Source organism: Catenulispora pinistramenti (genome assembly GCF_018274385.1).
GTDB lineage: Bacteria > Actinomycetota > Actinomycetes > Streptomycetales > Catenulisporaceae > Catenulispora > Catenulispora pinistramenti.
Genome location: NZ_JAAFYZ010000011.1, coordinates 71874 through 95495 on the forward strand (window position 1 = coordinate 71874; position 23622 = coordinate 95495).

Genomic DNA, 23622 nt, shown 5'->3' on the forward strand with positions numbered 1-23622 from the left:
TAGGGGTGCGCGCGTCGGCGTCAGCCGTGCCGGTCAGCCGGCGCTGCGCACTACCAGCTCGGTCGGCACAATCACGGTCTTGGGCCGCGACCGGTCCCCGGCGATCCGGTTGAACAGCAGTTCCGTCCCGATCCGGCCGATCTCGCGCACGTCGTAGGACACCACCGTCAGCGGCCACGGCACGAACGAGGCGGTCTCGAAGTCGTCGAAGCCGATCAGCTCCACCTGCGCGGCCCGGCCGCCCAACGCGCTCAGCGTGCCCAGCGTCAGCCGGTTGTTCAGCGCGAAGATCGCGGTCGGCGGCTCGGGGCCGTCGAGCATCGCGTTCACCGCGGCCGTGGCATCCGGCACGGTGTGCAGCCCGTACTTGATCAGATCGGGCCGGTACGGCAACCCGGCCTGCTCCAGCGCCTTCTCCGCCGCCGAGAGCCGCTCGGCCATCGTGGATATGGTCAGCCAGTCCGAGATCACGCCGATCCGGGTGTGCCCGGCGGCCACCAGATGCTCGATGGCCGCCCGGGAACCCCCGGCGTTGTCGATCAGCACCGTGTCCGCGCGCAGATTGCGCGGCGGCCGGTCCAGGAACACGATCGGCGTGCCGCGCTCGATCTCCGGGCGCAGGTACACGTGGTCGGCGTCGGCCGCCGGGACCACCAGCAGCCCGTCCACCCGGCGCTCGCACAGCTCCAGCAGCAGCTTGCGCTCGCGGTCGGCGTCCTCCTCGGAGCTGGCGGTGATCAGCAGGGTGTCGCGGTCCAGCGCGTACTGCGCCGAGGCCGCGGCGATCCCGGCGTAGAACGGGTTCGCCAGGTCCTCGATGAGCAGGCCCACCGTCGCCGAGGTGCTGCCGGCCCGCAGGTTGCGGGCCATGTCGTTGCGCCGGAAGCCGAGTTCGGCGACGGCGGCGTTGACCTTGCCCACCAGCTGCGGGTCCACGGTGGGGACGTTGTTCACCACCCGCGACACGGTCTTCAGGCTGACGCCCGCGATCCGCGCCACGTCCGCCATGGTCGGGCGGCGGATCTCCCCTCCCGCGCTGGACGTGCTCACCTGCGGTCCGGCTCCTTCCGGCGACTAGACAGTCGTCTAGGCTCCGGGCACGGTGCCTACGTTGTCTCGTGTCGCTACTGTAGCGCCTCCAGGGTAAGGGTGAAGCTGGAGTCCCTGGCTTCCAGGCGGTAGCGGGGCTGCAAGGGGTGGCCGCACGACGCACTTCCGATGCCGTGGTGTGCGTGGTCCACATGGACGTGCAGGCGTCCGTCCGGGACCAGTTCGTCCGGATGGCGCGCGGTTTCCAGGGCCGCGTTGCTCCACGGCCGCACCGCGAGATCGAAGTGCGGGGCGCCGGACAGCAGCAGGCCGGTACCGTCGGCCCGGGTGATCGAGGCCTTGCGGACCTGGTGCCGGTTGCCGTTCTCCTGTGGGAACAGGTACGGGGTCTGGAGATCTGTGACAGAGCTCTGATGCTTGCCCAGCCGGACCGCCGACCGGCTGTCGCGGTACGCCTCGCCCGGGCCCAGGCCGAACCAGCTCACGCGGTCCAGGTCGCCGGGGAGCTGGAACGACAGGCCGAGGCGGGGGATCGGGCAGGGCCAGGGCCGGTTCGGCGCGCTGTGGACGGTGAGGTGCAGCCTGCCCCCGGCGGCCGACCAGATATACGTGACGTTCAGGTGGTGGTCCAGGCCGACCGGCGCGACGCGGGTGGTGACGGTGAGCGCGTCGGGTTCGCAGTCGACGGCGAGGACGTTGTGGGTGAGCCGGTCCAGGCCGGCCGCCTGCCACGCTTCGAACAACGGCGGCGCGGTGAAGGAGGACCAGCGCTCGTTGTCGATCGGCGCCCGCCACAGGTTCAGGCGGAGCCCTTCGACCGCGAGGTCCCCGAGCCGGGACAGGTCGCCGGTGGCCGGGTCGAAGGCCGCGGGGCCCAGCTCGATGGCCTCGGCGGTGCGGTGCGGGGCCTGGTAACCCGCCGCCCAGCCGCCGCGCTCGATCATCGCGCCGGTGAGCGCGCCGCCGCCGCGAGTGGCGCTGCGAGCGTCGCCGACCGGCGGGCCGTCCGCCGCTGTCCCGATCGCTGTGCCGACCGCCGAGGCGGCCAGGAACATGTCCACGGTCGCCGCGACCGCCTGGTCCACCAGTGCGCCGGCCGGTGAGTCCGCGCTGAGCGTCGATTCCTCCGTCGTGGCCGAAGAGGCGATACCGCGCGCGTCTTCCAGCTCCGTCTGGCACCAGGCGATCACGTGCCCGGCGCCCGCCCAGCTCTCGTCCGCCGCCAGTACGGCCTCGACCGTCACCCAGCGCTCGCCGGCGTCCGCGGCCTCGGCCGCCTTGGTCAGCTCCGCCGGATACTTGAACCGGAACGTCGCACCCGGCTCGATCGGCGGCACCGCGAGCTCGTCCTGCGCGATCAGCTCGCCGTCGATCTCCAGCCGCCACCTCCAGCGCAGATAGCCGGTGTCGCGGGTGTGGTGCAGGTTGCGGATCACGCCGCCTTCGACGCGGACCGGCTCGCAGACCTTCGCGTACTCCAGCAGACCCGGTGAGGGCGTGCGGTCCGGGAACACCAGGCCGTCGGCGACGAAGTTGCTGTCGTGGACCCGCTCGCCGAAGTCGCCGCCGTAGGCGTAGTGCGAGCCCTGCGCGATGCCGTGGTCGATCCACTCCCAGACGAAGCCGCCGGCCAGGCGCGGGTGGGCCTCGAACAGCTCGCGGTACTCCAGCAGGCCGCCGGGGCCGTTGCCCATGGCGTGCGCGTACTCACAGAGGAAGAACGGCAGCGAGCGCCGGTGCGCGTCGACCGTCGGGTCGTCCGTCACCGGCTCCTGATACACCCCGGTCGCGGCCACGTGGTCGTAGTTGGCGTACATGCGCGTGTACACGTCGACGTAGGAGGAGTCCCGGTCGCCTTCGTAGTGGATCAGCCGCTCGGGATCGCGTTCGCGGATCCACGCGGCCATCGCGGCCAGGTTCTCGCCGCTGTCGCATTCGTTGCCCAGCGACCAGATCACCACGCTCGGGTGGTTCTTGTCCCGCTCCACCATCCGCTCGGCGCGGTCCAGCATCGCCTCGCGCCAGGCCGGGTCGGCGACCGGGTTGTCGCGCCAGTCGGCCAGCGCGAAGCCGTGGGTCTCCAGGTCGCACTCGTCGACGACCCACAGGCCGTATTCGTCGCACAGGTCCAGGAAGCGGGAGTCCGGCGGGTAGTGCGAGGTGCGGACCGCGTTGATGTTGTGCCGCTTCATCAGCAGCACGTCTTCGAGCATCGTCTCCGCGCTCAGGGTGCGGCCGGTGAGCGGATGCCACTCGTGCCGGTTGACGCCGCGGAACTTCAGCGGCCTGCCGTTGGCCAGCAGGACGCCGTCGGCGGTCTCGATCCGGCGGAAGCCGATCCGGACCGGGACGCGTTCCCCGGCACTGACCAGCTCGCCGGTGTAGAGCCGCGGGCGCTCGTCGCTCCACGGCTCGACGCCCCGCAGCCGGAACGGACCGGCCGGGTCGGCGTCGGCGATGCCGAGGCCGGGGACGGTGAGCCGGGCCGTGCCGGCGGCTGTGAGGACTTCAACGCGCAACGTGCCCTCGCCGGTCGCCGGGTCGTAGTCGGCGTGGACGAAGAAGTCTGAGATACCGTCGCGCGGCCGCTCCAGGATCGCCGCCGAGCGGAAGATGCCGGACAGCCACCACATGTCCTGGTCTTCCAGGTAGGTGCCCGCCGACCATTGGTGGACCCGGACCGCGATCACGTTCTGCCGCCCCGGATCCAGGGCGGCCGACACGTCGAACTCGGTGGGCAGTCGCGAACCCTTGCCGTCGCCGAGCAGCGTGCCGTTCAGCCAGACCGCGAAGCAGGAGTCGACGCCCTCGAAGCGCAGCCGCGCGCCGTCGGCGTGGAAGTCGGCGGGCACGTCGAAGGCGTACCGGTACTCGCCGGTCGGGTTCTCGCGCGGGACGTGCGGCGGGTTCAGCGGGATCGGGTAGGTGAAGTTCGTGTACGCCGGCCTGCCGTGGCGCGGCTCGCCCGGCACGCCGTCCAGCTGCCAGCACGACGGCACCGCGATCTCGTCCCAGGCGGCGTCGTCGAAGGCCGGTTCCTGGAACGCCTCGGTGGTGTCGTGCAGCCCGGCGGCCAGCCGGAACCGCCACCGGCCGTCCAGGCCCAGCACCGCGGCGTCCGAGGCGAACGCCGCGCGCGGCGCGAGCCGGCCGCTGCCGGGGGAGCGGTCCTCCACGTAGGCGCAGTGCTGGTTGTGGGGCGAATGCTGGTCGGTGGTCATCGAGCCGGACCAACCTTTCCGGATGTCAGGGGTCTGAATTCTCAGCTTGTTCCGGCCGGTGGCGGCGCGGTGGAAGCACGCACCATGAGCCGACCGGCCATGACGGTCTCCCCGTTCGGTGCGGTCTTGCCGTCCAACAGGTCTAGCAGGATCTGGGCGGCGCGCCGACCCAGGTCCACGCTTTGCAGGGCGACGCTGGTCAGCGGGGTCTCGCCGAGCACCGCCGCCGAGGTGTCGTCGAACCCTGCGACCGAGACGTCGCCGGGCACGCCGCGGCCGCTCTCGCGCAGAAAGCGCAGGACGCCCAGGGCCATGCCGTCGTTGAAGGCGAAGACGGCGGTCGGCGGTTCGGACCGGGCCATGAGCTGCCGGGCGGCGGCGTGGCCGGATTCGAAGGTGAAGTCTCCGTGGACGGTCAGCCCGGGGTCGGGTTCCAGCCGGGCGTCGGCGAAGGCCCGGTGGACGCCGCGCAGCCGGGCCGCCATCGCCAGCCGGTTCTCCTGCGGACCGTTGACCACGCCGATCCGGCGGTGGCCCAACGCCAGCAGGTGCTGCGCGACCGCGTAGGCGCCGCCCTCGTCGTCCGGGTGCACCATCGCCAGGTCGTCCTCGGTGTAGCCGATGACCACGACCGGGTAGCCCAGCTCGACCAGATGCGGCAGCGCGGCGGTGCCGCCGCCGCCCTCCACGATCAGGCCGTCGACCAGCCGGCGCCGGTCGAAGCGGCGGTAGGGCGAGCCCGGGTCGCCGGAGGCCTCGCGGGTGGACAGCAGCAGGCCGTAGCCGCGGGCGGCGAGTTCCTGTTCGGCGCCGGTCATCATCCGGATCAGGTGGTCGTTGGCGAACGCGAAACCGGGGTCGTGCGGGATCACCAGCCCGACGACTTCGGTGCGGCCGCGGGCCATGGCGCGCCCGCCGGCGCTGGGCCGGTATCCGAGCGCGGACATCGAGGTGACGACCCGCTGGCGTACCGGGTCGGTGACCGTCGGGTCGCCGTTCACCACGCGGGAGACCGTCTGGTGCGAGACCCCCGCGTGCTCCGCGACGCTGCGCATGGTCGGCCGTCCTGGCATCCCCCTCGTCCTCCCCGGAATGAACGTTCACGTGACAACAGCTTGGATCATAAGCAACGGCAACGGAATCCGGAAGAGCTGTCCGCGCAGTAACCCGAGGATTGACGGGTGATCGCGGCGGTTCTACTGTCCCTGTTCGGCGAGTGAACGCTCACTTGACAGCTAAGGGGATCGCCGACGATGCCTGACTTCGATCTGCCCCTGGACGGGCTCCGCGAACGCCACGCGGACGACACCACCCCGGCCGACTTCGACGCGTTCTGGCAGGACGGCATCGAGGCGGCCCGTGCGCTCGGCGGCAAACCGACGGCCGAGCCCGTCGACACCGGTCTCACCACGATCACCACCCACGATGTCACGTTCCCCGGCTATGGGGGCGAGCCGGTACGCGCTTGGTTGCACCTGCCCCGGCACACGGATGGGCCGCTTCCGGTAGTGGTGCGCTACATAGGCTACGGCGGCGGACGCGGATTGCCGTATGAAGACGTGCTGTGGGCCAGCGCCGGCTCCGCGTATTTCGTGATGGACACGCGCGGGCAGGGTTCGGATTGGGGATTGGGCGATACCGCCGATCCGCATGGATCAGGGCCCGCATACCCGGGGTTCGCGACCCGGGGCATCGGCGACCCGGAGGAGTACTACTACCGGCGTGTGACGATCGACGCGGTGCGGGCCGTGGACGCGGTGGCAGCGCTGGCGACGGAGTTCGTAGAGGCGGACACGTCGCGGATTTCCGTTGTGGGGACTAGTCAGGGCGGGGGATTGGCGCTGGCGGTCGCGGGTCTGCATCCGGCGGTGCGGGCGGCGATGATCGACGTGCCCTTCTTGTGCGACTTCCCGCGAGCGGTGCATATCGCGCAGCGTGGCCCCTACACGGAACTCGCGGCCTATATGCGGATGCACCGCGACTCGGTGTCACGGGTGCGCCGGACGCTGGCGTATTTCGACGGGGTCGCTCACGCGCAGCGGGCGACGGCGCCGGCGTTGTTCTCGGTGGCGTTGATGGACGACATATGTCCGCCTTCGACGGTGTTCGCCGCCTACAACGTCTACGGCGGTGCGAAGGAGATCAAGGAGTACGAGTTCAACAACCACGAAGGCGGCGGGTCGTTCCACGCGGGCGTCCAGCTGCGGTGGCTCTCTGAGCTCCGTCAAGGTTTGGAAACAGACTGTTGACAGTCCGGTCGCTCGAACCTACCTTCGTCAGTGCCCTCAAGTGAACGTTCACTTTACGGTCGTTCTAGGGAGCCACACATGGAGGACAAAAGGGGATTCACGCGTCGGCAGCTCATCGTGAGCTCGGCCGGTGCGGTGATCGCGGGCGGGGTCGCAGGGGCCCTGCTGACTGATTCCACGGCGCAGGCGGCATCCGCCCGCTCCGCCACCGCGGGTGCGGTAGCCGCCGACAGCAACGCCACCTTCCCCACGCTGAACGTCACCACCTCGTGGGTGGGGAACACGTATGCCGGTGCCACACAGTGGATGCAAGACTTCCTGTTCAACATCGCCGTCACCGCCGACGGCACCGTCTACACCAACTCCTTCTGGGACGAGGGCGGCGACGAGGCGGGGATCTACAAGGACGGCAAGGTCATCGGCAACAGCCACAGCGCGAACGGTGACGCGGTGGCGGTCAACAGCAAGAACGCGTTCCTGACCGTCGGCAACGGCCTGACGGCGTTCTCGCTGGCCGGGGTCGCCAGCACCCTGACGTTCGCCGTCGGCAGCCCGCCGGCCGCGGCCGCGGCCACCGACACCCAGGTGGTCGCGACCGACCGGGTCCAGAACCGGGTCATCATCTTCGACGCCGCGACCGGCACGATCGTCCGGACCTGGGCCGTGAACATGCCCGGCGCCGTGACGATCGACCCGAAGAGCGGCGACGTCTGGGTGGTCTCCGGCGTCACCCGCGACACCAACGACGGGCACTTCTGGCACCCGGGCACGAACGGCCCGGTGACGGTGCTCGGCTTCACCAACACCGGCACCGCGCTGGCCGGCACGATCTCCGGCCCGGCCGCCGACTGGCTGCCCACCTCGCTGGCGATCGACGTCAACGGCGACCTGCTGGTCGGCGACAACGGCCCGCTGCGGCAGGTGCATACGTACACTGCTTTGACTTCGCCGAAGCCGACTCTGGCCAAGAGCCTGGGCCGGCCCGGCGGGATCGGTTCCGGCACGCCCGGCGTGCCGGACCCCACCAAGTTCTGGGGCATCTCCGGCGTCGGCGGGGACTCGGCGGGCAACGTCTACGTCGGCATGAACGAGTTCGGGACCTGGCTGCGCAAGTACAACCCGGCCGGGAACCTGGTGTGGCAGCTGATCGGCCAGGAGTTCGTGACCACGGGCGACTTCGACCCGGCCTCGAACGCGCTGGACATCTACAGCCCGCACGCGCACTACCGCATGGACTACAGCAAGACCCCGGGCAGCGACTCGACCTGGTTGGGCTACACCCTGGACTCGGTGAAGTACCCGCAGGACCCGCGGCTGTTCATGATCGGACACCAGCACCACATCACGTCGGCGTTCGTGAAACGCCTGAACAACAACCTGTACATGTACACCACCGGCATGTACAGCGGCGAGCTCGTCATCCACAAAATGCAGGGCGAGATCGCCGTCCCCTCGGCCGCGATCTTCAAGGCGCACTTCACCGACGACCCGAACTGGCCGCCGTTCCAGCCGGCCACCGGCGAGTGGATCTGGCGGGACGCCAACGGCGACGGCGTGTTCACCGCCGACGAGTACACCACCAACAACGGTCTGAGCGCCCCGAGCAACTGCTGGGTGTGGTTCGTCGACGACAAGGGCGACGTCTGGGAGGGCGGCGACCGGAACCTGCGGCGCTACCCGCTCCAGGGCTTCGACAGCCACGGCAACCCCATCTACGACTACGCGCACATGGTGACCACGGCGCTGCCGGCGCCGTTCAAGCCGGTGCGGCGGCTGAACTACGACGTGGCGACGGACGTGATGTACGTGTCCGGATACACGGCGGCGCAGCCGTTCGAGAACGCGCACTGGAAGGAGTGCGGCAAGGTCCTGGCGCGGTACGACAACTGGAGCAAGCAGGACCCGGCGACCGCGACGCCGACGTGGCAGATCCTGCTGCCCTGGGACGAGACGGTGCAGCCGGTGGCGACCACACCGGTGAGCTGGCAGCCGGCCGGGGACTACATCTTCGTGTGCGGGATCGCCACGCGCGGATTGGTGTGGGTGCTGAAGGCCTCGGACGGTTCGCCGGTCGGGATGTGGGAGCCCAGCGCGATCGTCGGGCCGCCTTCGGCTTACGGGCCTACGGGCTGGGTGGACGTCCCCTATGGGCTGAACGCGGCGAAGGGGTCGGACGGGTCGTATCACGTGACCGTCGAGGACGACTTGAAGAACAAGATCCTGGTTTACACGTGGAAGCCGTGATGCGGTAGCCGTTGGGTGCTCGTGTCACGACAGCGAGAAGCGCGGCGGACTGGCGTCCGCCGCGCTTCCTCGTACGTCCCCGCTTCGTTGTACGTCCGGCTTACGCGCCCTGTCCCGGACCGATCTGCTTCTGCGAGTCGGAGGCCGCGATCTCGTTGCGCAGCCGCGCCATCTCGTTCTCCACACCCGGGCCGGCGGACAGCGCCTCCAGCTCGCGGGTGATGTCGTCCTTGCCGTAACCGGTGGGGTCGTTCAGGACGCCGGAGGCGGTGAGCTCGTCCAGGGCCGCGCCGCGGGCCTGGAGCTGGGCCGTCTTGTTCTCGGCCCGCTCGATCGCCATGTTGACGTCGCCCATCTCCTCGGAGATGCCGCTGAACGCCTCGCCGATCTGGGTGGTCGCCTGCGCCGCGGCGTAGGTGGCCTTGATGGTCTCCTTCTTGGTGCGGAAGGCGTCGACCTTCTGCTGGAGACTCTGCGAGGCGCGGACGAGCTTTTCCTCTTCCGCCTGCAGCGCGGTGTACTGCTGCGTCATGTCCTCGATCTGCTGCTGGAGCGGGCCCCGGCGGACCAGCGCCTCACGCGCCAGGTCCTCACGGCCTACTTCCAGGGCGCGCTTGGCCTGCTCGCCGCGCTTGTCGTAGTCGGCTTGGAGCCCCTTCAGCTGGATTTCTATGCGCTTGCGGCTGGTCGCGACCTCCGCGACGCCCCGGCGCACCTTCTGCAGCAGCTCCAGCTGTTTCTCGTAGGACAGGTCGAGCTGTTCGACCGGATTCTCGCGGCGTTCAAGGGCCGCGTTGGCCTTGGCCTCGACGACCAGCTTCATCCGCTTCATGACGCCGCTCATGGACGCTCCCTGCCCCCTTCGATACACGCGCGTTGGTTCAACGGATCAACGCTTCTGTGGTGACCGTGGTTCCCAGGATAGACGGGGTGGACTCTCCTTCGGAACGGGTGGTCTGCCCAATTCCGCGCTGGGCCAGGAACGCACCGGCCAGGACGATGGCCCCGCCGCCGATCTGGATGGGCGCCAGGCGCTCACCGAGCGTCGCCCAGGCGATCACCGTCGCGGACGCCGGCTCCACGTAGGCCAGCCCCGCCGCGACCGGCGCGGACAGGCGCTGGATGGCCGCGGCGCCGGTGAGGTAGGACAGGATCGTGCTGATCAGCACGATGAACAAGGCCAGCGTCCAGCCCGGCACGTGGTGCGAGCCGAGCGGCACCGAGTGCCCCAGGATGTGCCACGGCGCGGACCACGGCGCGGCCAGCGGTGTCAGCACCACCATGCCGACGGCCATACCGCCGGTGGTGAGTGTGAGCGGATCCACACTGTCGCGCAGGCGGTCGATCAGCAGGAAGAACGTCGCATTGCCGGCGGCGGCACCGAGCCCGGCCGCGATCCCGATGGCGTCCAGGTGCAGCCCGGACCAGATCTGCACGACGACCGCCAGGCCGAGCATCGCCACCCCGACGCCGATCGCCGACTCGCGGGCGACATGCGCATGCCGCACCAACTTCTCCCACGCGACGACCAGCACCGGTCCGGTGAACTCCAGCAGGATCGCGATCCCGACCGGCAACCGTGAGGCAGCCACGAAGTACAGCGACTGGCACGCCGCGACCGCCACGACCCCGTACAGCAGGATCTGCCACTTGTTCCGCACCATCATCGCCAGCTGCCCGGGCCGCCGCAGCACCAGGCAGAGCGCCACCAACACCACAACCGTGCCGATCAGCCGCACCCACACCGCCTGCAGCGGACTGAACCCGGCGGCGATCAGGGCCTTGGCGAACGGCCCGCCGGCGCCGAACGCCACCGAGGAGGTGACGCCGAACAGGACGCCGGCCGTCGTACGGTTGGCGGATCGGGTGCTGGTCACCTTGCCGAGGGTAATAGGCGCCGGGGTGCTTTGTCCTTAGACGATCACGGAGTGACGCCGAGTCGTGATGCGCTGCTCAGGCGGACGTCGGACGTGCTGCTCACTCCGCGCCGGTGCCAGCACCAGCACCAGCACCAAGCAGATCGACAGCCTCGGCGAACGCCTCCGGCGCCTCCTGCGGCACGTTGTGCCCGATCCCGTCCAGCAACCGGTACTCGAACCGCCCCGTGAACAGCTCCCGGTCCCCGGAGTCCGCGAACGTCGGGCCGCCGACTCCGTCGGCTCCGGCCTCCAGCACCACGGTCGGCACCTCGATCTCGGTCCCGAACGCCAGCCGCTCCTCGACCGCCGCGTAGCGCGGATCGCCCTCGGCCAGGCCGTAGCGGTGCCGGTAGGAGTGGATCACCACCTCGACGAAGTCCGGGTTGTGCAGGCTCGGCGCGCTGGCCTGGAACTCGGCCGAGGCCGCCTCCCACTTCGGGGACCAGGTCTGCCACAGCAGTTCGCACAGTTCCTCGCGGTGGCGCTCCAGCCCGCGCAGTCCGCGCTCGCTGTGGAAGTAGTACTGGTACCAGAACGTCGCCTCCCACTCCGGCTTCGACGGCTCGGCGGAGCGCGCGATGTCCTGCACGTTGTATCCGTCGACCGTGACCAGGCCGCGCACCCGTTCCGGCCACAGGGCCGAGACGATGCACGCCGCCCGGCCGCCCCAGTCGTAGCCGGCGACGATCGGCCGGTCCAGGCCCAGTGCGTCGATGAAGTCCAGGAGGTCCTGGCCGATGGCGCCCTGCTGGCCGGAGCGGAGGTAGGTCTCGGACTGGAAGCGTGTCCTTCCGAAGCCCCGTAGATACGGTGCGTACACGGAGTAACCGCCCCGCGCCGCCAACGACGCGGCGACCTTGTCGTAGGCGCGGACGTCATAGGGAAAGCCGTGGAGCAAGATGACGGGAATCCCCGAGGGGTCCCCTGCGTGCTCATAGGCGATGTCGAGGACGGGCGTCGCTATGTGATCCACCGCAGTGAAGGTCATGGGGCAAGTTTCGCATGTCCGTTCGCATATGCCTGGAAGAAAGCGGCCTCGGCGAGCACGGAGTTGCGCAGCTCAGAGAGCAGGACGCGCTCGTTGGGGCCGTGGAGCTGGCAGGCCGCGTCCTCGGCGCCGAAGAGCAGGATCTCAGCATTCGGAACCGCCTTCGCGAGCCCGTTGACCAACGGGATCGCGCCGCCGCTCGCGGCCTGCGTCGCCGCGGCGCCCCACGCCGCCTTCAAGGCTGTCGAAGCAGCCTGATACGCCGGTCCGCCGGTCGCGGCGGCGAAGCCCGGGCCCGCGTCCTGCGGCGTCACGGTCAGCTCGACGCCGAACGGTTTCAGCGCCTCCAGATGCCGGACCAGCGCCTGCTGCGCCTCCTTCGGGTCCTGCTGCGGGTGGATGCGCAGGTTGATCAGAGCCCTGGCATACGGCACGACCGCCAGCGCCGCGGTGTCCACGGCCGGCGCGTCCAGGCCGACGACGCTGATCGCCGGGCCGCTCCACAGCCGCTCGCCGAGCCCGCCGGTCCCCAGCAAGGGAATGTCGGGCTCGACCGTGGCCAGCGCCCGGAATTCCTCGTCGGTGTAAGCGGTCCCGGACCACGGTTCGCGGCGCAGTCCGGGCACGGCCACGTCGCCCTTGTCGTCGTGCAACGTGGCCAGCGCGGCGATCAGGGTGAGCAGGGCATCGGGCGCGGCGCCGCCGTACAGGCCGCTGTGCCGCGCCTCCTTCAGCGTGCGGACCTCCACCTGCACCTCGGCGTCGCCGCGCAGCGCGGTGGTCAGCGTCGGGGTGCCGGGGCGGATGTTGCCCATGTCGGCGATGACCATCGCGTCGCAGGCGAAGGCCTCCGGGTTCTGCGGCGGGTAGTCGTCCAGGACGCTGCCGTACTCCTCCTGGCCCTCCAGCACGATGCGGATGCCCACCGGCGGCCGGCCCTCGAAGGCGCGCAGGGCGCCGAGGTGCACAGCCAGGTTCGACTTGTCGTCGGCGATACCCCGGCCCCGGATCGCCGGACCGTGCTCGGGGTCGGTGTACTCCGTCGGGGTGAAGGGCGGGGAGGCCCAGGCCGCCTCGTCGCCGGGCGGCTGGACGTCGTAGTGCCCGTACAGCAGTACGGTCGGGGCGTCCGGCGTCGGCGGCGGGATGTGGCCGGTGATGATCGGGGACGTGTCGGGCAGCCGCAGGTCCGCCAGGTCCTGCACGCCCGCCGCCCGCAGCAGCTCGACCAGCAGGTCGTGGCACTCGACGACCTTCTCCTGCGGATAGCCCGGGAAGGCGATCGAGGGGATTGCGGCCAGGTGCTTCAGATCGGCTGCGACGCCGGGCATCAGGGCGTCGACCCTGGCGGTGAGCTGCGCGATGTCCATGCGGTCAGTAACTCACACCCAGCCGCGCCGCGCCGCCTGAGCGCCGATCTGGAAGCGGGACGCCGCCCCCAGCCGGGCGGCCAGGTCGGCGACCCGGCGGCGCACCGTGCGCTCGCTGATGCCGAGCTGGCGGGCGATCACGTCGTCCTTCATCCCGGCGTTCAGGCACTGCAAAATCGCGTCGTCCTCCGAGGGCAGCTCCGGGTTCGCGTCGGCGCGCGGGGCGAACAGCGGAACCGCCTGCGTCCACACCGCCTCGAACAGCGCGATCAGCGCCTCGCAGAGCCCGGAGGCGTGCACGACCGCGCAGCGCGAGGCGGCGTCCCCGGCCCCCGGCTCGGACAGCGGCAGGATCGCCTCCCGCCGATCGGCGATCACCAGCTTGGTCGGCAGCGCCGGGGCCACCCGCGCCTGCTCGCCGAGCTGCACCAACGCCCGCACCCGGCCGGTGCGCAGGGGGTGGTCCAGCACCTCGGTGGCGTACACGGCCCGCACCGCGACGCCACGCGACAAGGCGCCGGTCTCCGCCTCGGAATCGCCGTAGCTGGAGGCGACGTAAGGCGGGGTGTCGAACGCGAGGATCTCGCGATCGGCGCGCGCCATCAGGTCGTGGAAGCGCGCGGCGATGGCGGATCGGCCGACGATCGCCTCCACCGGCCGCGCCGCCCCGGTGCGCACCGCGCGGTCGTGGAAGCTGGCGGACAGCTCGTCGATGGTCTGGGTCAGGCGGTCCAGCTCGGTGCGACGCTCGCGCAGCAGGCCGGTGAGCGCTACGCGCGGGTCGACGGGCACGACCGCGACGCCGTCGCGCAGCGCCAGGCCGAGCTCGGTGAGCCGGCGGACGCTGCGGCGGACCTGCTCGGGCGGGGCGCCGAGGTCGTCGGCGAGGGTGCCCGCGGTGTGCGGGTCGCCGACGGTGAGCAGCCGGCGCAGGACGGATTCGTCGAACGCTGACAGGCCCGCGGGGGTCAGCATGGATGGGTTCCCCTCCTGCGATCAAGAAGCGGCCACACTATAGCGCCGACATAGCGCCGACCGACCGGAACCGGCGGGTGTCCGGTAACGGTCAGGGAAAGCGCTTCCGCGATGTCGGGTGCCGCTGCCAGCATCCCTGTCACCGCTTCCGGTGTCGGACCCCCGCATTCGGCCGGGCCGGAGGCGTTGTCATCAGCACTTTTGCCATCAGCACTCAGTGATGTCGGGAGATCACCCTTGCCTGCGATACCTCAGTGCCGCCCTTGGCTGGCCGCGACGTTGGCCGCGACCGTGGCCGTGACGGTCTTCGGCGCGGCCGCCGGTGTGGCGAGCGCGGCCGCATCCGCGCCGTCCGCATTTGCTGCTTCCGCCTCCGCGCCCCCATACGGCGGCCTCCACCTGACCGCGGATCAGGTCCGCGCCCTGTCCGCGAAGTACACCGTCGGTGTCAGCGCCACCGGCACCATCGCCCAGCGGGTCGGGATCGCGCAAGCCGCGGCGGCCGGTGTGAGCGCCGACCCGACCAAGTCGGCCGCGCCGAGTGGCAGGGCCGGGGGTCCGGCCGCGAATCAAGCCACGGATCAGGCCTCGGCCTCAGGCCTGTCCTTCACCGCCGACCAGCAGATCGAGACCGCGCGCGGCCTCGGCCTGACCGCGGCGGTCCCGGGCAGCGACGACTGGTTCCACGTCGACACCTCCGGCCAGGTCCAGCGGGTCGGCCGGGACGGCAAGCCGGTGTGGACCACGACCGAGCAGGGCCTGGCCGCCGACTGGGGGCTGAAGGGCACCGTCCCGTACCTGCCCGAGCCGCCGCCGCTGGACATGTTCGCCGGCTACGACCCGATCTCCGGGACCGGCGTCAGCTCCGACCAGACCTTCGCGGTCGGTGACTTCGGCGGCGGATCAGGGCACGACATCGCCGTCGCCTACACCCTCGGCGCGAGCGCGGCGTTCCCGTTCACGGTCCCGGACTCGTCGCTCACCCACTACGCGTCCTTCGTCACCGTCATCGACGGCCGCACCGGAAAGACGTTGTGGCATCAGGCCTATCCCGGTGACGTCAACCGCCTCGCGGCCGGGTCCGGCGCTCTGATCGTCGGCGACGTCACCGGCCCGATGTGGAGTGTCGAGTCGGCGCCGTTGTCCGGCGACAGCCGGACCAGCGTCTCGCTCGTGAAGTTCCACAAGTCCGGCGCCGCGGTGACGGGTACTACGGCTTGGACGTACAACACCCAAGTCCCGTGGGCCGCCCTCGCCACCCTCACCCCGACCGCCGACGGCATCGCGACCGGCTGGACCGACACCCCGATGGGCCTGGGCACGCCGCGTCCCGCCGACGGTCACGTGATCCTGCTGGACGCGGCCACCGGCAAGCTGAAGCTCGACGTCCCGACCCCCGGCTACCCGCGCATCATCCGCGACGATCCCGAGCGGCACCGCCTCGTCGTCGCCGAGGAGAACGACCCGGAGGACGCCGTCAGCTGGCAGCTGACCTCGATCGACCCGCGGTCCGGCGCCCGGCAGGTGTTGGCGACGCGGACCGGCACCTTCGTCACCACGCTGCGGGTCGCCGACTCGGGCCAGGGGAGCGCCAACCATAAGAACCCTGCGTATGTCGCCACCGAGCTGACCCTGGACATGTCCGGCAGCCAGCCGGTTCCGGTGAACTCCTCGGTCCTCTCCTTCGACGCGCACGGCAAGAACTTGTGGACCACGCCGATCCCGGCCGCCTTCGCCGGTGACGCCCCGGTGGTCGGCGGCACGATCCTGCCGGACGCCGACAAGGCGAGCGTCGTGGTCACCACCCAGGACCCGCAGAACCCGACCGAGGCCGCCCCCAACGGCCCCGAGGGCACGCAGGTCCTCTCCTTCGACGCCCGCACGGGCAAGCTCCGCTGGCGCCAGGCTGGCGCGGTCGGCACCGGCCTGGAACCGGCGCAGTGGGGAGACCGGATCCTGTCGGTCGCCGCCGACCAGACCGCTTACGCCTACAAGATTTCCAACGGCGCCCCGGTCGCGGTCCAGCCGCAACTCGGCGACCTCTACGCCGGCGTCCTCGTGCCCGGCGCGACCACCGCGCGGGACGGCGTCAAGAACATCGTCGCGGCCGGGCAGAGCCGAGGTGTGTTCCTGCTCGACGGCCACCCGCAGCCGAACGGCGTGCCGAAGGTGTTGTGGAGCGCGACCGTGCAGGGCGCCGTGCACCACGCCGAACTCGTCGACGACGGCAAGCAGGTGCTGGTCGCCGCGACCGGCGGCTGGGACCTGATCGACGTGGCCACCGGCAAGGTCAAGGCGGCCAAGGACGTCCCCGGCGCCTACACCTGGTCGGTGTCCGCTACCGGCACGGGTAAGAACACTGAGATCATCGACCCGACCCACGCGCTCACCGCCTACGGCCTGAACGGCCGGCGGCTGTGGACGTTCAAGCCGGCCGGCAGCCCGGTGAAGTTCAGCAACGCGACCGTGGACGCCGACGGCCACGTCATCGCCGAGTACGCCACCGCGGCGGGCGACAAGGCACCGAAGTACGGAGTCGTGTCGCTGGACGCTCGCACCGGCAAGACCGTCTGGGACCTTCCAGCCGATCCGTCGGTGCTCAGCACCGGCCTGTTGGACGCCGCATATGCGAGCCCTGACATTCCCGGCGCGGACGGCCATGGCGTCGCCCTGGCCTGGGCCGCCAAGGACCCGAGCAGTCCCATGGGCACCACCCTGGTCGAGGTCCGCGACAGCCGCACCGGCGCCGTGCTCACCTCGCACACCGGCGGCGGGTCGACCACGAACATCGACTTCAGCGCCGACCCGAAGGACGGCCTGGCCTGGTACCACTTCGCGGTCATCAGCCGGCTGCTGCCGGACGGCAAGACCTGGACCGACACCGGCATGTTCTCCGACACCTACTCCGGCGGCTTCGCGACCTCCACCGGCGGCTCGACCGTGCTGCTGGACTCGCCGTTCGGCACCCAGGCCTACGATCCCGCGCTGTTCGACGGGAACAACGACTACCCCGAAGACCTGGCGCAGACCGGACCGCTCGACGACGCTGACCAACTCGTCATCGACGGCTCGCGGGTACTGGGGCTTGAGCAGGACATCCGCGAGTGGGGCATCAACGACGAGTGGATGGGGTCGTTCTACTTCGATCAGGACACGAACATGCACGGCGTCACGGTCTCGACGCTGACCGGGACGCTGGCGCCCGGCGCCGCGTCGAAGTCCGCGCCCAAGCCGCAGCTGAAGGCTGCTGCGCCGACCGCGCCGCCGACGACGCCGGTGCTGGACCCGACCGGCGGCGGCCTCGCTCCCGACTCGATCCTGGTGAATCCGGACCCGAACTCGGACCCGAACACGCCGGGCGCACCGGCGACGCTGGCGGCCACCCCGCCGATCCGCGGCTACGCCCCGGCACAGATCCAGCACAACCTCGCGTTGAAGGGCGACGGCAGCGGCCAGACCGTGGCGATCGTGGACGCCTACCACCACCCGGCGCTCCCGAGCGACCTGAACGTCTTCAGCAAGCAGTTCGGCCTGCCGCCGACCTGTGACAGCGCGGCAGCCGGAACCGACTGCTTCGACTTCTCCGTGCACACCATGCCCGGCACGACCGTCGACGGCGGCGGCTGGGACGGCGAGGCCGCGCTGGACGTCGAGTGGGTGCACGCCGTGGCCCCGCACGCGAAGATCGTGCTGGTCGAGGCGCAGGACCCGACGATGCAGCACCTGAACGAGGCCGTGGACGCCGCGGCGGCGCTGCACCCGGCGGCGGTCTCGATGAGCTGGGGCATGAATCGTGAGTTCTCCGGTGAGTCCTTCTACGACAACCGGTGCCTGTTCACCGACACGGTCTGCGTGGAATCGGCCGGCGACAGCGGCAACCCCGACGGCTACAGCGCCACCTCGCCGAACGTGCTCTCCATCGGCGGCACCACGCTGAAACTGGACGCCGCGGGCAACACGGTGAGCCAGATCGCTTGGCGCGGCACCGGCGGCGGGCTGTCGTTCTTCGAGAAGCGGCCGGCGTACCAGGACGGCGCGAACCCCGACGCACATCGGGGGACGCCGGACGTCTCGGCCGTCGCCGATCCTCAGACCGGCGTCGCCGTCTACTACACGGACGTGACACAAGGCAGTGTCGGCTGGGGCCAGATCGGTGGGACCAGCCTGTCGGCGCCGATCTGGTCGGCGATCCTGGCGAGCGCGGACCAGGCGCGGGCGGCGCTCGGAAAGCCGCACCTGGCCTCGGCCGACGGTTCGGTGTTCCGCGACATCTACGGGCTGGGATCCGCGCTCGTGGACGTCACGTCCGGGAGCAACGGCGCGTGCCCGCCCGCGGAGTGCTCGGCGCGCGCCGGCTACGACACCGTGACCGGTCTGGGGACGCCGGGTCCGGGGGTGGATCAAGCACTGGCGGCGAAGCCGTAGGGCCGTTTTCCCTTATAGCGAAACCGAAGCGGTGTCCCGGGGGTACTTCCCACCGGGGCACCGCCTCTTGTTGGATGACTCGCACGCGCCTACGATGAGCGTCCCAGGAACATGAAGATGCTTCATATATCTGCGTCCCTTTCACCCAGCATCCCTGGAGCGCGCCTTGTCCCTAGAGACTTCGCCCGGCCCCGGCACCACGTCGTCCCCGTCCGATGCCGAGCCCACGGAGCGGGTGCGGGCGCCGTGGATCACCGGGTTCGTGTTCGCCGGGCTGGGCTGGCAGGTGGCGAGCCAGGTGCCGAGCACGTTCACGGTGCCGCAGCAGATCAAGGACATCGACCCGGCCGGGCACGTCGCGGACTTCGCCTGGGTGAACACGATCGGGACGCTGTCGATCCTGTTCCTGGGGCCGCTGTTCGGGATGCTGTCGGACCGGACGGTCTCGCGGTTCGGGCGCCGGCGGCCGTGGATCGTGTTCGGCGGCCTCGCCGCCGCGGTGGCGCTGGTCTTCAGCGGGACGCAGAACTCGGTGTGGGGCGTGGGCCTGGGCTATCTGTTGCAGACGGTGTTCGTGGCGGCGTTGGCGGCCGGCATGGTGACGATCGTCCCGGACCAAGTGCCCTCCGGGCAGCGCGGGATGGTGCTCGGCTGGGGCGGGGTGCCGCAGGCCGCCGCGCTGATCATCGGCGGCGTGCTGGTCTCGCTGTCGAAGGGGTACGTCGGGCAGTACGCGGCGCTGGCCTCGCTGATGGTGTTCGTGGTGCTGTTCGCGTGGCGGGTCGGGGATCCGCCGCTGCCTCGGGAACGACGCGAGCCCTTCAGTTTCCAGGCGTATGTGGCGAACTACCGGATCCAGGTGCGGCAGTTCCCTGATTTCGGGTGGGCGCTCGCGACCCGCTTCCTGATGGTGCTCGGATACGGCCTGGGAACCCTTTACACGCCGTACTTCCTGTCCGACGTCCTCGGTTTCAAGAACACGCCGAGCGACAAGAGCAACGACAGCCACCTGCTGATCGTGGTCGCCGTGAACAGCGTCTCCACGGTCGCGCTGGTGGTGATCGCCGGCTGGCTGTCGGACCGCTGGGGCCGCCGCAAGCCGCTGGTGGCCGCCGGATCGGCGGTGATGGCGGTCGCGGCGGCGATGATCGCGGTGCACCAGACCTGGGGCATGATGCTCCTCGCCGGGGCGGTACTCGGGCTCGGGTACGGGGTCTACCTGAGCGTCGACGGCGCGTTGGTCACCCAGACGCTGCCCTCCGGCACCGACCGCGGCCGGGACATGGGTTTCGCGAACTTGATGACGATCATCCCGTTCGCGCTGGTCCCGCCGATCGCCGCGCTGCTCATCAAGTTCGCCGGCGGGTACGCTGCGCTCTTCTGGGCTTCGGCGATCGCCTCGGTCGCCGGGGCCGTGTGCATCAACAGAATCCGCGGCGTTCGGTAGCGACACCGAGTTTCGGTGGCGACACCGAGTACAGACAGATCGGGTACCAATGACCACACCTTCACGTGTCCTCGTCATCGGCATCGACGGGGTGCGCCTCGACGTGCTCCAGTCCGCGGCGACCCCGCACCTCGACTCGGTCGCGGCCGCGGGCTTCTTCGCGCCGGTCCGCATCGACGACGCGACACCGACCTGGTCCGGACCGTGCTGGGCGACGGTCGCGACCGGCGTCTCCGCCGACAAGCACGGCATCACGCACAATGTGTTCACCGGGCACCGCCTCTCGGAGCACCCGGACTTCCTGACGTTGGCGTCCCTGGCGGGCAAGCGGACGTACCTGTCGGTCGGGAGCTGGGAGCCGTTGGCGACCGCGGCCTGCGGCGGACCGCTGTTCGCGGCGCCGGACCGGGTGACGTTCACCTCCTACGGCCTGGACTGCGATCGCGGGGACGAGGCGGCGACGGTGGACGCGGAGCGCGAACTGCTGGCGGCGGACTACGACGTGGCGTTCGTGTATCTGGGCGACGTGGACGAGACCGGGCACGAACTCGGCGTCGGCGCGGAGTACACGGCGGCGGTGGAGCGGGCGGACGCGCGGGTGGGGCGGCTGTTGGCGACGCTGCGTGCCCGGCCGGCTTATGAGGCCGAGCAGTGGACGGTCATCCTGGTGACCGACCACGGCCACGTCGATGCGGGCGGGCACGGCGGGGACAGCGACGTGGAGCGGACCGCGTGGATCGTCGCCAGCGGGCCGGGGATCGTGGCCGGGGCGGAGATGGGGACGTTGCGGCATGTGGATGTCGCGGCGCATGTGTATGAGGCGGTCGGGCTCGCCGGGGAGATGGATGGGCTCGCCTTGGAAGGAAAGGCTTTTGCGGCAGTCGCTTAGTCGCTTAGCAGTGCCTCATGGAGTCGCCCGCTTCGGGAACGGGATCCGCATCAGGTCCTCGGCGATGTGGATCGGGCCGTCGAACTCCTCGGCCGCCTCGGCCAGGTAGCGGGCCGGGGCCTGGTCGATCGGGTAGCGCTGCGAGAAGTGCGTCAGGACCAGTTCGCGGACACCCGCGTCGGCGGCCAAACGGGCGGCCCGGCGGGCGGTGAGGTGGCCGAACTGGCTGGCCTGCTCGGCTTCGGAGTCCAGGAACGTCGCCTCGATGACGAGCAGGTCGGCGTCGGCCGCCAGCCGTTCGGCGCCGGCGCAGCGGCGGGTGTCCATCACGAAGGCGAAGCTCTGGCCGGGCTTGGCGACGCTGACGTCTTCGAGCTTGACCTCGCCCAGCCTGCCCTCGGCGCGCAGGCGTGAGATGTCCGGGCCTTTGATCCCGGCCGCCGCCAGCTTCTCCGGCAGCATCCGGACGCCGTCGGGCTCGTCGATGCGGTAGCCCTGGCAGGGCATGCCGTGGTCGAGCGGGGCGACGGTCAGGGTCAGGCCGTTGCCGAGTTCGTAAGTGCGCTCGCCCGTGGCCGGCCGCGTCGCGATCTTCGCGCGGGCGTGGTGCGGGGTGGCGAAGCGGAGGCGCTCGAAGTAGTCCTCGTGCTCGCCGGGGAAGTGGCAGACCACTTCGTGCGGGACGTCGTCCAGGGACATGCGCTGCAGGATGCCGGGCAGGCCCAGGGCGTGGTCGCCGTGGAAGTGGGTGACGCACAGCCGGGTGATGTCGCTGACCGCCAGGCCGGCGAACTGCATCTGGCGCTGCGCCCCCTCGCCGGGGTCGAACAGGAAGCCCTGGTCGTCGAAGCGCAGGAAGTACGCGTTGTGGTTGCGGTAGCGCGTCGGGACTTGCGAGGCGGTGCCCAGGATGACGAGTTCACGCATCATCGGCGCGCCTCCCGTTCCACCCCGGCGCGGACGCGGTCCCAGCCCCAGCCGTCCGCGAGCAGGTGGCTGACCAGGCCCGCGTCGAGGAGCGCCAGGACGGTGTAGGCGCGGAACTCGGAGTCGGGGTCTTCGGTGAAGAGCATCGTCAGGTGAGTCTTCCAGAACTGATACACGCCCAGGCGGTAGCGCGCGCCGGGGGCCGCGGTCTCGGCGGCGAGGAGGAGGTCCAGGTGCGCCTGGAGGTAGTCGAGATAGGCGTGCACGAAGGCGACGCGGCGTTCGGTGTGGGTGGCGGCGGCGACTGCCGTGCTGGGCGCGGTGGCGGTGGCGGTGGTGGTCGCGGGCGCGAGTGTCGCTTGACCTAGTGGTTCCGGGCCGAGGGGTGCCGGGCCGGAGATCATCGCGAGTTGGAGTTCCTTCTCCTTGTCGTCGAGCAGAGCCGCGACCAGACCGCTCTTGTCCCGGAAGCGCCGATACACCGTGCCCTTGCCGACACCCGCCTCCTGCGCCACCGCGTCGGTAGTCAGCGCCTCAACACCGCCGTGCGTATAGAGCCGCCACGCCGCCTGCAACACCAGGGCCCTGTTCCGCGCGGCATCGGCGCGCTCCCGGGGCGGGGCGTCGAGGAGCGGCAGGGCGGGCGGCGGCGACTCAGGCATGAACCCATTCTAGACAACCGGACCCCGGTCCGCATACTCTTGAATCAGTCAACCGGACCCCAGTCCGGATAGCCTGAAACGGGAGGCACCACCATGACCACCCTCATCACCCGCGACGAACTGAAGGCCGCAATAGACAACGGCTCAGCCACCATCCTCGACGCCCTCGCCGGCGAGTACTGGGAGAAGCAGCACCTGCCGGGCGCGATCCCGATGCACGCCGACCACGTGGAGCAGGTGCACGGCGAGGCACTGCCGGACCGCGCCGCGCTGATCGTCACCTACTGCTCCAACGCGGCCTGCTCGAACAGCCAGGCAGTGGCGACCAAGCTGGAGCGGCTGGGGTACACGAACGTGCGCAAGTACCGGGACGGGATCGAGGACTGGGCGGCGGCGGGGCTGCCGCTGGAGACGGGGACGCTCGGCGAGTAGGAGCGACTAAGACAGGGGGCTGATACAAGGAGCGGGGCTGAGCGCCGCACGCGGATAGCTGCCGTGAGCGGGAACCCGCTGTGCTGGCGCTCGCCGAGGTGATCGGGGTTGCGGTGCTGAACTCGGCTGGGCGGAGGCTGGCTGGGCTGTTCGGGGTTCGGGTTGCTTTGGGGGCTGGAGTTTGTGGGCCGGGTTGCGGTTGGGGTGTGGGTTGAAAGGCGATTTTTACGGCCTTCGGTCATAGTTGTGCCGGTTTGGGGTTCGAGTCGGCGGGTTTGTAACTCGGCTGCCGGTTTCCGCGTTCACAACCCCGCCCCACCTCAGGCCTCTTCAACTCCAGCAAGTCAGAGCAAGGGCACAGGCCAGATCAAGAGCAAGATCAACAGCAAGAGCCACAAGCTAAGGTCAAGGTCAAGGGCTGTGGTGAAGGGCCGGGCCTCCGGCGGGCCTCGGCAACCTCAGGGAAACTAGCGCGGTTCCCTAGGGTGGCTGATCTAGTCTCAGCGGCTGCGGTTTGTGGGGTGGTGCGGTCCGTTCCCCTCGGTCGCGTCGTCAGCCCGGGGGGTACAGCACCGGTGTCCGGGGGTAAAGTCCGCGCACTTGCGGTTGGGTGCCTGAGCTGTGGTTTTGATAGCGCGAACTTGACCCCCGGCCACCGGCACTGTAGGCGAAGCCCTGCCGACGCGACCGAGGGGAACGACCCTGTTGGTTTATTCATCAGTGGGCTGATCTTCTAGGGTGTGGTGGTCGGCGGTGGCGCCGGGGTGTCGTTTGGGAGGGATGAGTGCCGTGTCGATGCAGCCTTCACCGTGGCCGGAGCCGGA

The 23622-nt window shown here is 70.3% G+C and carries 16 protein-coding genes; 6 read left to right on the plus strand and 10 right to left on the minus strand.

Features of this window, described 5'->3' with window-relative positions; genetic code table 11:
• Positions 1–33: 33 nt before the first annotated feature.
• From KGQ19_RS05410 to KGQ19_RS05420, 3 genes are all read right to left on the minus strand, one after another.
• Entirely contained in the window at positions 34–1008 is a 975-nt protein-coding gene (locus tag KGQ19_RS05410; RefSeq protein ID WP_212007964.1) for a LacI family DNA-binding transcriptional regulator, read from the minus strand.
• 116 nt (positions 1009–1124) lie between these two features.
• Positions 1125–4271 (minus strand): glycoside hydrolase family 2 TIM barrel-domain containing protein, encoded by a 3147-nt coding sequence (locus tag KGQ19_RS05415; protein WP_212007947.1) that lies wholly within the window; start codon positions 4269–4271, stop codon positions 1125–1127.
• Positions 4272–4312: 41 nt separating this feature from the next.
• The gene (locus KGQ19_RS05420) at positions 4313–5326 is read right to left on the minus strand and encodes a LacI family DNA-binding transcriptional regulator (RefSeq protein WP_212007948.1); all 1014 of its coding nucleotides are present in this window, start codon (positions 5324–5326) and stop codon (positions 4313–4315) included.
• Positions 5327–5524: 198 nt separating this feature from the next.
• Between KGQ19_RS05420 and KGQ19_RS05425 the strand changes: the two genes are divergently transcribed.
• Positions 5525–6520, plus strand: a complete 996-nt coding sequence (locus KGQ19_RS05425) for an acetylxylan esterase (protein WP_212007949.1) — start codon at positions 5525–5527, stop codon at positions 6518–6520.
• Positions 6521–6598: 78 nt separating this feature from the next.
• Complete coding sequence (locus tag KGQ19_RS05430; protein WP_212007950.1) at positions 6599–8764, plus strand: hypothetical protein; 2166 nt, start codon at positions 6599–6601, stop codon at positions 8762–8764.
• Positions 8765–8864: 100 nt separating this feature from the next.
• Here the strand turns inward: KGQ19_RS05430 and KGQ19_RS05435 are convergent, their stop codons facing one another.
• The 5 genes from KGQ19_RS05435 to KGQ19_RS05455 form a co-directional block, all read right to left on the minus strand.
• Positions 8865–9608 (minus strand): PspA/IM30 family protein, encoded by a 744-nt coding sequence (locus tag KGQ19_RS05435; protein WP_212007951.1) that lies wholly within the window; start codon positions 9606–9608, stop codon positions 8865–8867.
• A 37-nt stretch (positions 9609–9645) separates the two neighbouring features.
• Complete coding sequence (locus tag KGQ19_RS05440; protein WP_212007952.1) at positions 9646–10641, minus strand: EamA family transporter; 996 nt, start codon at positions 10639–10641, stop codon at positions 9646–9648.
• A gap of 100 nt (positions 10642–10741) precedes the next feature.
• Entirely contained in the window at positions 10742–11671 is a 930-nt protein-coding gene (locus KGQ19_RS05445; protein WP_212007953.1) for an alpha/beta fold hydrolase, read from the minus strand.
• Positions 11668–13041: a M20/M25/M40 family metallo-hydrolase gene (locus tag KGQ19_RS05450; protein ID WP_212007954.1), complete on the minus strand. Its 1374-nt coding sequence runs from the start codon at positions 13039–13041 to the stop codon at positions 11668–11670. Before KGQ19_RS05450 ends, KGQ19_RS05445 begins: the two co-directional genes overlap by 4 nt.
• A 12-nt stretch (positions 13042–13053) precedes the next feature.
• Positions 13054–14016, minus strand: a complete 963-nt coding sequence (locus KGQ19_RS05455) for a LuxR C-terminal-related transcriptional regulator (protein WP_212007955.1) — start codon at positions 14014–14016, stop codon at positions 13054–13056.
• 237 nt (positions 14017–14253) lie between these two features.
• Between KGQ19_RS05455 and KGQ19_RS05460 the strand changes: the two genes are divergently transcribed.
• The 3 genes from KGQ19_RS05460 (at position 14254) to KGQ19_RS05470 (ending at position 20777) form a co-directional block, all read left to right on the plus strand.
• On the plus strand, positions 14254–18441 hold the full coding sequence (locus tag KGQ19_RS05460; protein ID WP_212007956.1) for an outer membrane protein assembly factor BamB family protein: 4188 nt from the start codon (positions 14254–14256) through the stop codon (positions 18439–18441).
• Positions 18442–18607: 166 nt separating this feature from the next.
• Positions 18608–19888 carry an MFS transporter gene (locus KGQ19_RS05465; RefSeq protein WP_212007957.1) on the plus strand — a complete coding sequence of 427 codons (1281 nt, stop codon included), beginning with the start codon at positions 18608–18610 and terminating at the stop codon, positions 19886–19888.
• Between the two features lie 49 nt (positions 19889–19937).
• On the plus strand, positions 19938–20777 hold the full coding sequence (locus KGQ19_RS05470; RefSeq protein WP_212007958.1) for an alkaline phosphatase family protein: 840 nt from the start codon (positions 19938–19940) through the stop codon (positions 20775–20777).
• A 15-nt stretch (positions 20778–20792) separates the two neighbouring features.
• Here KGQ19_RS05470 and KGQ19_RS05475 read toward each other — a convergent pair whose 3' ends face one another.
• Positions 20793–21707 carry a ribonuclease Z gene (locus tag KGQ19_RS05475; RefSeq protein ID WP_212007959.1) on the minus strand — a complete coding sequence of 305 codons (915 nt, stop codon included), beginning with the start codon at positions 21705–21707 and terminating at the stop codon, positions 20793–20795.
• The gene (locus KGQ19_RS05480) at positions 21704–22366 is read right to left on the minus strand and encodes a TetR/AcrR family transcriptional regulator (RefSeq protein ID WP_212007960.1); all 663 of its coding nucleotides are present in this window, start codon (positions 22364–22366) and stop codon (positions 21704–21706) included. Before KGQ19_RS05480 ends, KGQ19_RS05475 begins: the two co-directional genes overlap by 4 nt.
• Positions 22367–22459: 93 nt before the next feature.
• Here KGQ19_RS05480 and KGQ19_RS05485 point away from each other — a divergent pair, with 93 nt between their 5' ends.
• Positions 22460–22798 (plus strand): rhodanese-like domain-containing protein, encoded by a 339-nt coding sequence (locus KGQ19_RS05485; protein WP_212007961.1) that lies wholly within the window; start codon positions 22460–22462, stop codon positions 22796–22798.
• Positions 22799–23622: the final 824 nt, after the last annotated feature.